12 protein-coding genes are annotated in these 12,499 nt (G+C 61.9%); 4 read left to right on the forward strand and 8 right to left on the reverse strand.

Features of this window, described 5'->3' with window-relative positions; genetic code table 11:
• Positions 1 to 53 precede the first annotated feature (53 nt).
• The gene (locus ACK4FH_RS14760) at positions 54 to 563 is read right to left on the reverse strand and encodes a PAS domain-containing protein (RefSeq protein ID WP_409815409.1); all 510 of its coding nucleotides are present in this window, start codon (positions 561 to 563) and stop codon (positions 54 to 56) included.
• 154 nt (positions 564 to 717) lie between these two features.
• On the opposite strand from ACK4FH_RS14760, the gene ACK4FH_RS14765 reads away from it, so the two are divergent.
• Positions 718 to 1,170: a PaaI family thioesterase gene (locus ACK4FH_RS14765; protein ID WP_409815412.1), complete on the forward strand. Its 453-nt coding sequence runs from the start codon at positions 718 to 720 to the stop codon at positions 1,168 to 1,170.
• 38 nt (positions 1,171 to 1,208) lie between these two features.
• Complete coding sequence (locus ACK4FH_RS14770; RefSeq protein ID WP_409815415.1) at positions 1,209 to 2,270, forward strand: LLM class flavin-dependent oxidoreductase; 1,062 nt, start codon at positions 1,209 to 1,211, stop codon at positions 2,268 to 2,270.
• Between the two features lie 15 nt (positions 2,271 to 2,285).
• Here the strand turns inward: ACK4FH_RS14770 and ACK4FH_RS14775 are convergent, their stop codons facing one another.
• The 3 genes from ACK4FH_RS14775 to ACK4FH_RS14785 form a co-directional block, all read right to left on the reverse strand.
• A complete protein-coding gene (locus ACK4FH_RS14775; protein ID WP_409815418.1) occupies positions 2,286 to 3,701 on the reverse strand; it encodes an MFS transporter in 1,416 nt (471 codons plus the stop codon).
• 248 nt (positions 3,702 to 3,949) lie between these two features.
• A complete protein-coding gene (locus tag ACK4FH_RS14780) occupies positions 3,950 to 4,561 on the reverse strand; it encodes a glutathione S-transferase family protein (protein ID WP_409815421.1) in 612 nt (203 codons plus the stop codon).
• Between the two features lie 23 nt (positions 4,562 to 4,584).
• Positions 4,585 to 5,844, reverse strand: a complete 1,260-nt coding sequence (locus ACK4FH_RS14785; RefSeq protein WP_409815424.1) for a NupC/NupG family nucleoside CNT transporter — start codon at positions 5,842 to 5,844, stop codon at positions 4,585 to 4,587.
• A 250-nt stretch (positions 5,845 to 6,094) separates the two neighbouring features.
• Between ACK4FH_RS14785 and ACK4FH_RS14790 the strand changes: the two genes are divergently transcribed.
• On the forward strand, positions 6,095 to 7,000 hold the full coding sequence (locus ACK4FH_RS14790; protein WP_409815425.1) for an SDR family oxidoreductase: 906 nt from the start codon (positions 6,095 to 6,097) through the stop codon (positions 6,998 to 7,000).
• 125 nt (positions 7,001 to 7,125) lie between these two features.
• Here ACK4FH_RS14790 and ACK4FH_RS14795 read toward each other — a convergent pair whose 3' ends face one another.
• The 3 genes from ACK4FH_RS14795 to ACK4FH_RS14805 all read right to left on the reverse strand — a co-directional run bounded on the left by ACK4FH_RS14795 (position 7,126) and on the right by ACK4FH_RS14805 (position 9,595).
• Positions 7,126 to 8,334 (reverse strand): acyl-CoA dehydrogenase family protein, encoded by a 1,209-nt coding sequence (locus ACK4FH_RS14795; protein ID WP_409815428.1) that lies wholly within the window; start codon positions 8,332 to 8,334, stop codon positions 7,126 to 7,128.
• 19 nt (positions 8,335 to 8,353) lie between these two features.
• Entirely contained in the window at positions 8,354 to 8,650 is a 297-nt protein-coding gene (locus tag ACK4FH_RS14800) for a putative quinol monooxygenase (RefSeq protein ID WP_409815431.1), read from the reverse strand.
• Positions 8,651 to 8,794: 144 nt separating this feature from the next.
• Positions 8,795 to 9,595, reverse strand: a complete 801-nt coding sequence (locus ACK4FH_RS14805) for a crotonase/enoyl-CoA hydratase family protein (protein WP_409815433.1) — start codon at positions 9,593 to 9,595, stop codon at positions 8,795 to 8,797.
• A 215-nt stretch (positions 9,596 to 9,810) separates the two neighbouring features.
• Here ACK4FH_RS14805 and ACK4FH_RS14810 point away from each other — a divergent pair, with 215 nt between their 5' ends.
• Entirely contained in the window at positions 9,811 to 11,292 is a 1,482-nt protein-coding gene (locus ACK4FH_RS14810) for a sensor histidine kinase (protein WP_409815435.1), read from the forward strand.
• 4 nt (positions 11,293 to 11,296) lie between these two features.
• Here ACK4FH_RS14810 and ACK4FH_RS14815 read toward each other — a convergent pair whose 3' ends face one another.
• Entirely contained in the window at positions 11,297 to 12,382 is a 1,086-nt protein-coding gene (locus ACK4FH_RS14815; protein ID WP_409815438.1) for an SDR family oxidoreductase, read from the reverse strand.
• Between the last annotated feature and the right edge of the window lie 117 nt (positions 12,383 to 12,499).

Raw genomic sequence — 12,499 nt, forward strand, 5'->3', positions numbered from 1 at the left:
ACCTTGAATCCGAATGGTAAATACCGGACGAAATGACCGTCCCGGAATGGGGCTCAGGCGTCGTAGTGAGCCGCACCGAGAATCCGGTTCACCCGGCCGTGCTCGTCTGCTACCGGCAGATAGATCGCCTCGAAACGGCGGAACTCCTTGTCGAGGAAGCTCATCGCGCCACGCGCCGCGACCGCCTCCCGGCCGGCCGCTACATAGGAATAGAAATCGTGGAGGGAGGCGCCATAGCCCGGCCAGGGCCTGTCCAGGTCGCGGACATCCTGGCCCTTGAAGTTCGATCCATGAGCATCGATGTTCTCCTCGCCGACCAGCGTGTAGCTGAAGACCGGCGGCTCGCCCGTGACCTGAATGATGAACATGCGCGGCAGCAGGCGCGGAAAGCGAATCGGGTCGACTGCCGAACGCAGGGGTAGCCCGCCCTCAGGCCGTTTTTCGAGCCAATGATGCCAGAAAGCGACCAGGGCAGGATCGCACAATTCTTCCGGCGCTATCCGCTGCGCGCTTTGTTCGATACGCCGGTTTTCCTGCATGGCCGCCATTGCGAGATGCCGCATTTCAGTTCCCAATGGGAGCAGAGTGGCCATTTTCTGTAACGAAGGACTTAACGCACCATCGTAAAGCGGGCGCGACGCTCGCTGCGGGCTTTGGAATGTGCCGTCTTCCTGATAGTAAGGCGCGCAACCGCCAATCACGACAAGTCGAGTACCGATGAATACCAGCCTGAGCAGCCGCCTCGCCGGCTATGAAACATGGGAAGGCCACGATCCTTTCGAGGATCATGCCGGGCCATTCTTCTTCCGGAAAAACGATGACGGGAGCGTGACCTGCGCCTTCGAGGCAACGCCGCTGCACTGCAATGGCGGCGGGTTCCTGCATGGCGGACTGCTGATGACCTTCGCCGATTTCTCGCTCTTCGCTTTCGGCCGCGACATTCTGCAGGGACCATCGGTCACGGTTTCCTTCTCGGCGGAGTTCACCGCCGCCGCAGGCGCCGGTGAGTTCATCGAGGCGCGGGGCGAAATCGTCCGCAATACGGGCAGCATGGTCTTCGTTCGCGGTCAGGTATTCACCGGCAAGGGCGCGGACGAGCGCATCCTTCTCAACTATTCCGGCATCGTGAAGCGCGTGAAGAAGCGGCCGCTGGAAAAGCAGGAGTCCTGATCCACAATTCAGGGAGACTGAAGCAGGAGGCGTGTTCGATGGTCAGCTTGAGCGTTCTCGATCAATCCCCGATCCGCAAGGGCGGCACGGCGGCGGAAGCCTTCGCCAACACGATCGGACTCGCGAAGGCTGCCGAAGGCTTCGGCTATTCGCGCTACTGGCTTGCCGAACATCACAACACGTTTTCATTCGCAGGCTCTGCACCCGAGGTTTTGATTGCCGCCGTCGCGGCGGCGACGAGCCGCATCCGCGTCGGCTCGGGCGGCGTGATGCTGCCGCATTACAGCCCACTCAAGGTCGCGGAATGTTTCCGTGTTCTCGAAACGCTTTACCCGGGGCGCATCGACCTAGGGCTTGGCCGTGCGCCGGGCGGCGACATGCGCACCACACGGGCACTGCAGCCGGGGCCTCAGGCCTATGATGTCGGTGTCTTTCCGCAGCAGGTGGAATTGCTCCGGCAGTTCCTCGAAGATTCGATGGGCCTGCAGGGCGAGGAAGGCGGCTTTCCTTCCGATCACCCCTATCGCGGGCTTCACGCAACACCGCGCGGACCGGGCTTGCCCGATCTCTGGATGCTCGGCTCCGGCGGCGATGGGGCAATCATCGCAGCGCAATACGGCATGGCCTATTGCTTCGCGCATTTCATCAATCAGGATGCCGGTACGCAACCGCTTGAAATCTACAGGCGCAACTTCCGCGCCTCGCGCGATCTGGCGAGCCCGCGCGGCGGCATTGCCGTCTCCGTAACCGTTGCCGATACAGAGGAGGAAGCGAAACGCATCGCCTCCTCGCGCAATCTCTGGGTCATGCATCTGTTGCAGAACCGGGCCGGCGCCTTCCCTTCCATCGAGGAGGCGCTCGCCTATCCCTACACCGATCAGGACAGCGTCATGCTGCGCGCCATCGAACAGCGCGGCTTTGCCGGTGCGCCGGAACAGGTGTGTGCGAAGCTGCTGGCACTTGGTGAGGCGCATGGCGTGGACGATTTCACGATCCTCACCATCACCTATGACCAGAAGGACCGGCTGCGCTCATATGAGCTGCTTGCAGACGTGATGGGCGTAACGGCTTTGCGGACCGGGGAGACGATTTCCGCCTGATTTACCTGCCCTTTGCTAGTCCGCCATCATGCGGCGCATTTCGGTTCGCCGCGCGATGCGCCGTTCCAGCGCCGTGCGCAGACGCTGCTGGCGCGCCTGCGTGATCGGATAGCGCAGGATGATTGCGATGGATATGAGCCAGAGGATCAGAGGCACGATGCAATACATCGCCAGCAGCACGAACAGCGCTTCGGGCGAATTGTCCCTCGACGTGGCGCTGAAACCGGCAAAGGCGAGAATGGGCAGCGCGAGCCCGACGCCCATCGCCTCGAATATCTTGCGGATCATCCCGGTGAAGGCAAAGAGAAAGGCCGCCCGCGGCTCCCCGCTTTTCAGCGTATCGAGATCGACGACATCGGCCATGATCGAGGGCCCGAGAATGGGCGCCGCGCCGAGTGCGAGCCCCTGCACAATGTTGATGAGCACGAGGCAGGGCAGCACCCAATCGGGTGCGGCCGGTTTCACCGCATAGATCACGACCGGCACCAGCGCAAATACGAACATGGAGGCAAGGCCTGCCACCGCGATCGCCTTGTGCTTGCCCATGCGCCCGCCAAGCCAGACCCAGAAGGGCGAACCGATGACGCCGGAGACGAACAGCACGAAAATCAGGATCGTGCCCGCCTGACCGATCTCCGCCACATGTTCGAAGAAGAAGATAACGACACCGATATTGATGGAACCGGCGAGGGCGCCGAAGATCGAGCTCAGCAATACAATACGGAACGGTCCGTTCTTCATGGCAACGCGAAGGCCGCGCCGGAAGGGAATGGTGTTCGCCTGAAAAATGGCGGGCTCCGGCACCGAGGCAAAAGCAATGAAGGCGCAGAGCGGCAGCAGGGCAAATGTGAGCCAGCCAAGTATGCCGACCGCGGAGCGGCTGGCCGCTCCTTGTGCTTCTTCCGCGCCGTCCAAATAGGCACCGGCAATGGGGGCCGAGATCGCGATCAGGAGCCCGATCAGCAGGAATATCTCGCGGCTGCCGGTGATGCGGTTGCGCTCGCGGTAGTCGCCGGAGAGTTCGGCGCCCCATGCGCCATAGGGAATCGTGATGAGCGTGTAGCCGAAATAGATCGCCGCAATCCAGGTGAGGAGGTAGAGATTTGAAACCTCTTCAGGCGGCACAAACAGCATCAATGCCGAAATCATCATCACGGGCACGCCTGCAACTACCCAGGGGCGGCGGCGGCCGAAGCGCGTCCGTGTACGGTCGGAGAGACGGCCGATCAGCGGGTCGGTAAACACATCCGAGAAGCGCGCCAGCATGAGGATAAAGCCAACGGCGGCAAGATCGAGCCCGAGTGTGCTGGAATAGAAAGGCGGGATATAGACCGCGACCGGCAAACCGATCACGGCAAGCGGCACCACGAGCTGGCCATAGGCGACAAGCTGCCAGTTCGTCAGGCGCTTTTCGCCATTCACCTCCGCCATAAGTTCCTCCCAAAGCGCTTGGCCCGGCCGATAGTAAATTCAATTTACTAACTTGTCAGCCCGGATCAATCGAAACCGGCGCGCTCCCGCGATTTTCCGGTTCAGCCTGCGTTCAGGTTCGGGACGCCATTCTCAGCCTTGCCGATGCGTAAACAGTATGTCGGTCACGTTTCCGCTCCGGTCCTTCAGGCAGGGCGGAACGTATTGGCGGCGTCCATTCCGTACCCCGTGGACGCCGCCTTTCCTTTTCAGGCGGCCGCGCTCGGCCGGGACGATACCCGCTTGTGCCAGGCATGGAGATGCGGCGTCTCCTCCGGCATGTCGAGCCCGGCAAATTTCGCAAAATCCACAACGCAAAGCGCCATGATGTCGGCGGCGGAGAAATAGCCGCCAAGGATGAAATCGCGTCCCTCAATTTCGCGGTCGAACCAGCGCATGGCCGCTGCCGTCGCCTCCCGGTTCGACTCGCCGAACTCCGGAAACTGCTTCACGACTTTCGCCGTGTAGGGATGGGCGTGGCGCCAGAAATTGCCGACCGGCCCCATCAGCACGAATTCGACGCGGCGGAGCCACATATCGACCTGCGCCCGCTCCAGCGCATTGCGGCCGAAGAGCGGATTTTCCGGGTGCAACTCCTCGAGGTAGCGGCAGATCGAAACGCTTTCGGAAATGATGGTACCGTCGTCGAGTTCAAGTACCGGCGTCTGGCCGAGCGAATTCTTTTCGCGGAATGCGTCCGACTTGTGTTCACGCTTTGCGAGCGCGACTTCCTCAAGTGGAAGATCGATCCTTTTTTCCGCCGCGAAGATGCGCACGCGGCGCGGGTTCGGCGCAGGCATGGCCGAGTTATAGAGTTTCATTCATTCCTCCCCTTTTTTGTTTTTCAGATGATGAGACCGATCACCGCGCCCGTCATGGAGGTCGCGAGCGTGCCGGAAACGATGGCGCGTGTACCGAGCGTCACTATGTCATGCCGCCGCGAGGGCACGAGGGCCGTCAACCCGCCGATCAGGATGCCGACCGAGCCGAAATTCGCAAATCCGCACAGCGCATAGACCATGATGAGGGTGGAACGATCCGACAGCGCGCCTTCCTGCAAGCCGGCGAGATTGAGATAGGCGATGAACTCGTTGAGGATTGTCTTCGTGCCCATCAGCTGCCCGGCGGCATGCATCTCGCTTGCAGGAATGCCCATGGCCCAGACGAGCGGCGCAAAGACCCAGCCAAGCATGCGCTGAAGCGTCAGCGCCTCGCCCGCCACATCCGGCAGCAGCGCGAGAATGATGTTCACCAGCGCGACCAGCGCCACCATGACGACAAGCATGGCGATGATGTTGAGGAGAAGCTGCAGCCCTTCGAAGGTGCCGCGCGTGACCGCATCCATGCTGCTCTGATATTCGAGGAAGGGTACGTCTTCGCCTATGCCGGTTGGTGTCGCGCAGGGCTCTTCGGGCACCATCAGGCGCGCGATCAGGATGCCGGCGGGCAGCGAAATGAGCGAGGCAACGAGAATCTGGCCAAGCGCGCCGGGGACGACGGGCGCGATGATGCTCGCATAAAGAACGAGGACGGTGCCCGAAACCGTTGCGAGGCCGACCGTCATGGTCATGAAGAGTTCAGCGCGGGTCAGACGCTCCAGATAGGGGCGGATAAGGAGCGGCGCTTCCACCATGCCGACGAAGGCATTGGCGGCGGAGGCAAGCCCCACGGCGCCGCCGATGCCCATCGTTTTCTGCAGCACATAGCCAAAGCCGCGCGTGACCCAGCCAAGGATGCGCCAGTGCCAGAGCACGGCGGAAAGCGCCGACATGACGAGAACGAGCGGCAGGGCCTGAAATGCGAGGATGAAGCTGTTTTGCGGGGCGCTCGCCTCGAAAGGCGGTTCGCCGCCGCCGGCATAGCCGAATACGAAGCCCGTCCCCGCCCGTGTCGCCTCGGTCAGCGCATCAACAACGCCATTGAGAGCCAGCAGGGCGCCCTGCGAGGCCGGGAGTTTCAGCAGGACCAGCGCAAGGCCGATCTGGATCGCAAGGCCCACTGCCACCGCCCGCAGAGAGAAGGCGCGGCGGTTCTCGCTCAAGCCCCAGGCGAGCGCGATGAAGAGGGCGAGGCCGAAGGCGCTCTGCAGGGCGTAGGCGGTCATGGGCGGTAGGTTTCCGGGCTGATACGGCAAGGGAATCTGCGGGTTCGGCCATCATAGGGGTGGCGCTGCCTCACGCAACGGGAGGCCCCTTTTTCGGGCGGCCCCCCTGCCCTTGACCCCCGCCCGGCACTCATGCACAAAGTCCCGCAAGTTATTCCGGGCTCTGCCCTGAGCCCTTTAAACCAAGGGTTCCGGCGGCCCTTTTCTTCCCGGTCCACTCGGCCCGACAGTCCAACTGGAGAATATACCCATGAGCATTCGTTTTGACGGCAAGGTCGCCATTGTGACCGGCGCGGGCGGCGGTCTTGGCCGGTCCCACGCGCTGGAACTCGCGCGGCGCGGCGCGAAAGTGGTGGTGAACGACCTGGGCGGCGACCGCACGGGCGCCGGCGGCTCGTCGGAAGCGGCCAAGAAGGTCGTCGAGGAAATCAAGGCTCTGGGCGGCGAGGCGATCGCCAACGGCTCGTCGGTGACGGATGACGAAGGCGTCGCCAACATGGTCAAGCAGACCATGGACCAGTGGGGCCGCATCGACATTCTCATCAACAATGCCGGCATCCTGCGCGACAAGTCCTTCTCCAAGATGGAAATCCAGGACTTCCAGCTCGTGGTCGACGTGCACCTCATGGGCACCGTGAAGCCGACCAAGGCCGTCTGGGAAATCATGAAGGCGCAGAATTACGGCCGTATCGTCGTGACCGCCTCCTCGACCGGCCTTTACGGCAATTTCGGCCAGACCAACTACGGCGCGGCGAAGCTCGCAGTCGTCGGCTTCATCAACACGCTGAAGCTCGAAGGTCAGAAGAACAACATTCACTGCAACGCGCTGGCGCCGGTCGCCTATACGCGCATGACCTCCGACCTTATGCCGCCGGAAGCCGAACAGATGCTGACGCCGGACAGCGTGTCGCCGGGCGTGATGTTCCTCGTCTCCGAACAGGCGCCGACGGGCATGGTGCTCTGCGCGGGTGCCGGCGTGTTCGCTGCCGCGCGCATCGAGGAGTCCGAAGGCCTGTTCCTTGGCCGCGAAGGGCTCACCGCCGAGAAGGTTGCCGAGAACTGGGACAAGATCTCCGACTTCTCGAACGCCACCCCCTTCTTCATGGGCGGCGAGCAGACCGGCAAGTTCCTCAAGCTCGCGACGGGCGGCAAGTAAGCCTCTCGCGCAAGCCCGAGAGATCGAAGGGGAGCCCGAGCGGCTCCCCTTTTTGCTGCGGCATTGTTAAAGCAAAACGGGCGCCGAGTGACCGGCGCCCGCTTCTTTTCGGTTTGCGCTGTGGCTCAGAGGCCGAGCACGGCTTTCGCCATGATGTTGCGCTGGACTTCGTTCGAGCCCGCATAGATCGAGGCCTTGCGGAGCGAGAAGTAATAAGGCGCCGCGGTGAAGGCGCCTTCCGGTCCCACTTCCGGTTCGTTCGTGTCGATCAGGCCGTTCTCGATGGTCGGCTGGGCATAGTCGCCGAGCACTTCCACCATGAGCTGCGAGACTTCCTGCTGCAGCTCCGTGCCGCGGCATTTCAGCAGCGAGCTTTCAGGCCCGACATTGCCGCCGATCGAGAGCGAGGAAAAGATGCGCAGCTCCGTGAACTCCATGGCCGTGATCTGGCTGCGAATGTCGGCATAGCGCGCCTTGAAGGCGGGCGTATCGGCGACAGGCGTGCCATCCACGAGGACTTCCTTCGCCATCTCGCGCACTTCGTCGAGCGCGCTGTAGAGGCCCGGCGAATAGGGATTTCCGCGCTCGAACTCGAGCAGGTATTTGGCGTAGGTCCAGCCCTTGTTCACTTCGCCGATCAGGTTTTCCTTCGGCACCTTCACGTCCTGGAAGAAGACCTGGTTGACCTCCTGGTTCGGCGCCGACGTTGCGTCGAGGCAGATGATCGGATCGACGGTGATGCCCGGCGTCTTCATGTCTATCAGCAGGAAGGAAATGCCTTCCTGCGGCTTGCCCTCGTTCGATGTGCGGACGAGACAGAAAATCCAGTCCGCCCACTGGGCGACAGAGGTCCAGATCTTCGAACCGTTGACGAGGAAATGGTCGCCCATGTCCTCGGCCTTGGTCTTCAGCGAGGCAAGGTCCGAGCCCGCGCCCGGCTCCGAATAGCCCTGGCACCAGAGCACATTCGTTTCAAGGATGTCAGGCAGGAAACGCTTCTTCTGTTCCTCGGTGCCGAATTTCATGATGACGGGCGCCACCATGGTCGGGCCGAAGGGAATGGTGTGCGGCACGCCGGCACGGCCCATTTCCACGTTGAAGATGTATTTCTGCGACTGGGTGAAGCCCGGACCGCCATATTCCTGCGGCCAGTTGGGTGCAAGCCAGCCCTTCTTTGCCAGCGACTTCTGCCACTGGATATGGGCTTCCTTGGTGATGTAGCCGTGTTTCGAACGGGCATGCAGACGGCGCATTTCCGGCGTGTAACACTCGTCGATGAACTGGCGGACTTCCTGACGGAAGGCCTCGTCTTCCTTGCTGAATGCGAGATCCATGTGCGAATTCCGTTGTGGATTACTCGACCTTGTCGAGGAACTGAAGCGTGGGAGCACCGCCGAGAACCGCACCGAGGGCGGGGCCTGCAGCACGGAAATAGTCCGTCTTGCCATGAACGTCCAGGTCAGCCTGGGTGGCGTACTGCTCCATGACGATATAGGTCGAGGGGTCGGACTTCGACTTGAAGAAGTCGTACTGGAGGCAGCCCTTCTCGTTGGCCTTCACCTTGGCGCGGAGTTCGCCGAAGACTTTCTCGAATTCGGCTTCCTTGCCGGCCTGGACCGGAAGAGTGGCCACAATACCGATGATGCTCATGTTTCGCTCCCGTGTTCGGAGGGCTCTCGGCCCGTTTTGATTTGTTGCGGGGGACTTTAGGGGCAAAGCGCCCCCGCTTCAATGCGCACCGCCCCCTCTGCTGTTCGCCGGAGACGGGGGTGCTGTTCAATTCCTGACGGCGGTTCAAGACCCCTTGTAGTTTGGCGCCCGCTTTTCGAAGAAGGCGTCCAGCGCCTCCTTGTGGTCGTCCGTGTGGTGGGCCAGCGCCTGCATCGAGGCCGACATTTCCATGATGGTATCGAAGTTGGTCAGCATGCCCTGACGGAGCAGCTGCTTCGTCATGCGCAATACGTCGGGCGCCTGATTGCAGATCTTGGCAGCGACCGCTTTGGCTCTGTCCATCAGCTCGGCCGCAGGCACCACTTCGGAGACGAGGCCCCAATCCTTTGCCGTGGCGGCGTCGATCGTGTCGCCGGTATAGAGAAGCTCCGAGGCGCGGGCCATGCCGATGATGCGCGGCAAGAGCCAGGCGCCGCCATCGCCCGGCACGAGGCCGATCTTCAGGAAGGTCGCGCCGAAGATAGCGCTGTCGGCGGCGATGCGCGTATCTGCGAGACAGGCGACGTCATTGCCGAGGCCGATCGCCGGGCCGTTGACTGCGGCGATCACCGGCACTTCGATGCCCCAGACGGATTTGACGATGCGGTGGATACCGTTGCGGTAGCGCTCGCGGATATGGACGCCGGGTCCGCCGAAACCGTCGCCGCCCTCGCGCATGGCCTTCACATTGCCGCCGGCGGAGAAGGCTTTGCCCGCCCCGGTGAGAATCACACAGCGCACGCCGCGATCGGCATTGATGCGGGCTGCGGCTGCGGAGAAGTTCTCCGCATCTTCCGGCGCGCCCAGCGGGTTGCGGCTTTCGGGCCGGTTGATGGTCAGCGTCACGACCGGACCGTCTTTTTCGAAAATCAGCGGATCGCTCATTCCTGAATTGCCTCTCTGATGTGCATTTTTCTTGCAGCCTTATCGCACGGCCTGCCCGCTGTGCAAAAATTGCCGGATCGAGAGCGGATTATGGCCCCTTAACCATGTCTCGGAAAACCTTATTAAGACTTTTGCCCGAGGCTGGCGCTTGAGGATTCCGGCAGCCGCCCACGGGCAGCACAGCCGGATAGAGGTGGGCCGATAAAGGGCGACTCATGGCACTCGGCGATCCGCGGCGAACATCCGAAATGCCGCGCCAGTATAGCTGGCGCAGCATGATACTGCCGTTTCAGGCGCGCGGCCCGAACGGGGAAAAGCTTTCGCCCGAAACCCGGCTTGAACAGATGCGGATGCTGGTGGAAAGCCAGAGGCTGCCCGTGCCTTATGCCTTTCCCATGTTGATGGTGCCATATTCTCTTTGCTTTCTGAGCAACCTTGCCTGGTACTGGATCGCGATTCCGGTTCTTCTTGTTTTTGCGGCAAACTGGCATAACCGGCAGACGATGGCGGCCTTCGAGGCAGCGCAACCCACTGCAGCCGACGTTCCTTACTGGGAAAAGCGCTTCGTCATTGCTGTCGGCCTGTTTGCGGCAAGCTTTTCGTCCACGGCCTATTTCCTCTGGGTGCCCGGCGATCTCATTCTGCAATCCATCGTACTGGTCGCACTGCTGATCGTGCTGGCGCCGATCGCCCTAATTACATCCTGCTTCCTGCCGGCATTCTATGCGAGCATCGTTCCGCTGGTCGGTGCAGCGGCCTTCGTGACGCTCAGCCACGGAGACCTTTTGCATCTGGCGACTGCCGCCGTACTGATCGTGTTCGCCGCCTTGCTGGCGCAGCTCACAGCCCGGCTCAACCGGATCATGTTGCATTCGATAACGCTCAGGGAGGACAAGTCCGGCCTGATCGAGCAGCTATTCAAGGCGAAGCGTGACTCAGATGCGGCGCGCGCCCGCGCCGAAGAGGCAAACCGTGCGAAATCTCATTTCCTGGCCAATATGAGCCATGAGCTTCGCACACCGCTCAACGCCATCATCGGCTTCTCGGAAGTGATGTCGTCGGAAATCTTCGGCAAGCATGCCATTCCGACCTACAAGGAATATGCCCACGACATCAACCGCTCCGGCCAGCATCTCCTCGGCCTCATCAACGATGTGCTCGATCTTTCGCGCATCGAGGCGGGGCGCTTCCAGATCACGGAAGAGGAAGTCGATATTGCGCAGCTTGCGGAGGACTGCCGCCGGATCGTGGAGATTCGCGCGCAAGCCCAGCGCATCGGAATCGTCGCCGAGTTTGAAGGCAATCTTCCGATCGTCTACGGCGATGCACGGGCGCTACGCCAGACCTGGATCAACCTGCTGACCAATGCCGTGAAGTTTTCGCCGCCCGATACAAATGTCCGCCTGTTCGCGCGAATGGAAGAAAATGGCGAGTTGCGCTTCGGCGTCCATGACAATGGGCCGGGCATTGCGGAATCGGAAATCGAGAAGGTGCTGCAGGCCTTCACGCAGGGCGCCTCCGGCCTTGCGCAGCCGGGCAAGGGCTCGGGCCTTGGCCTCTCCATCGTGAAGGGCCTGCTTGCCGTGCATGGCGGGCGCTTCGAACTTAAGAGCGAGCTTGGCAAGGGCACGCAGGCAGAATGCGTACTGCCGCCGCAGCGGCTGCGGGCAAAGCGGCATATGGCGCGCATCGCCTGATCGCTCAACGCGGCGGGAGCAGCCGCTTTTCCTGAAACAGCCGGAAATACTTGCGGAACATCTCTTCCGTATCGATGAACTCGTGGAAGCCCGCGCGGCGCAGCGCGATGGTGGAAACGATGGCGGCAGGCGTGTCGCGATCTGCGCCATAGGCCATCGTGAAATCCGCATAGAAGAAGGACTCACCGACGAAGGATGCCATGTCCGGCGCGTCGAGATTGTATTTCGCGCGGATCGTATCCCACTCCCCTGCCCGCTTCGGCATTTCGGCGCCAAGCGACATGGGCACGGTCTCGCCGGGCTTCATGCCCAGCGCATCCGCGATGGCGGGCCAGACATTCTTCCAGACAAAGACATCGCCATTCGTGACATTGAAGATCGCGTTTTCCTGCCGGTCGCGGACACCGGCCCAGGCAATGGCATCGGCGAGAAGATCGGCATCGACAGCTTCCAGCACGGATGAGGCGCCGCCCGGATAGGCGAGCGGCCTGCCCTGTTCTTTCAGCAGCGCGCCATAGACGCCGATGGCGGGAATGAGGTTCATCGCCGCGCCAAGCGAGAAGCCAAAAATGATCTGCGGACGAAAGATGGTCCAGTGCCAAGGGCGGCCCTGTTGCTTCGCGCGGAGATAGTCTTCCTGATCCCAATAGAAATTGGGCTGCTCCTTCATTTCGTCGCGATCTTCGCGCGCGGGCACGGAAAGCGGGCGGACATGGGCGCCATAGGCTTTGGTGCCCTGCAGCAGCGAGACATGGCGAAGCCGCGGCGCGGCTTTCTCCAGCGGGTCGAACAGGTTTTCCAGCATCCGCCTGTTTGTCTCGATCTGGTCTGCTTCACACCAGCCGGCGACGAGACCGGGCTTCTCGTAAAGCGCCGCATAGACGATGCGCGTGACATCGCTCATGCCCGAGAGCGCATCGGCACAGGCGGCACGGTCCGTCAGATCGAGCGGGAGATGCCTCGCGCCGAACGTCTCGAAGGGCTTTCGGCGGGAAAGCGCCGTCACCTTGTAGCCGCGCTCGGCAAAATGCTTCATGGCGGCAAAGCCGACAAGGCCCGTGGCGCCCGCGACGAGAATGTGTTCCTGCATGGCTTTCCTCCCTGTTCTTAATCTTACCTCAAAGCCTAGAAGCGGGGATAAGCGAGGTCAAAGCACCAAAAGAAAAAGGCCGCTCCGGGGAGCGGCCTTGATCGTTTGAGCTTGAAG

Source organism: Parvibaculum sp. (assembly GCF_046297875.1).
Taxonomy (GTDB): Bacteria; Pseudomonadota; Alphaproteobacteria; order Parvibaculales; family Parvibaculaceae; genus Parvibaculum.

Coding starts and splice junctions, on each gene's coding strand:
- ACK4FH_RS14800 (WP_409815431.1), bottom strand. CDS start 8,650: ATGAGCATCATCGGTATTGTGGCCACTCTTCCGGTCCAGGCCGGCAAG.
- ACK4FH_RS14810 (WP_409815435.1), top strand. CDS start 9,811: ATGGCACTCGGCGATCCGCGGCGAACATCCGAAATGCCGCGCCAGTAT.
- ACK4FH_RS14815 (WP_409815438.1), bottom strand. CDS start 12,382: ATGCAGGAACACATTCTCGTCGCGGGCGCCACGGGCCTTGTCGGCTTT.
- ACK4FH_RS14760 (WP_409815409.1), bottom strand. CDS start 563: ATGCGGCATCTCGCAATGGCGGCCATGCAGGAAAACCGGCGTATCGAA.
- ACK4FH_RS14795 (WP_409815428.1), bottom strand. CDS start 8,334: ATGGATCTCGCATTCAGCAAGGAAGACGAGGCCTTCCGTCAGGAAGTC.
- ACK4FH_RS14805 (WP_409815433.1), bottom strand. CDS start 9,595: ATGAGCGATCCGCTGATTTTCGAAAAAGACGGTCCGGTCGTGACGCTG.
- ACK4FH_RS14770 (WP_409815415.1), top strand. CDS start 1,209: ATGGTCAGCTTGAGCGTTCTCGATCAATCCCCGATCCGCAAGGGCGGC.
- ACK4FH_RS14780 (WP_409815421.1), bottom strand. CDS start 4,561: ATGAAACTCTATAACTCGGCCATGCCTGCGCCGAACCCGCGCCGCGTG.
- ACK4FH_RS14785 (WP_409815424.1), bottom strand. CDS start 5,844: ATGACCGCCTACGCCCTGCAGAGCGCCTTCGGCCTCGCCCTCTTCATC.
- ACK4FH_RS14765 (WP_409815412.1), top strand. CDS start 718: ATGAATACCAGCCTGAGCAGCCGCCTCGCCGGCTATGAAACATGGGAA.
- ACK4FH_RS14790 (WP_409815425.1), top strand. CDS start 6,095: ATGAGCATTCGTTTTGACGGCAAGGTCGCCATTGTGACCGGCGCGGGC.
- ACK4FH_RS14775 (WP_409815418.1), bottom strand. CDS start 3,701: ATGGCGGAGGTGAATGGCGAAAAGCGCCTGACGAACTGGCAGCTTGTC.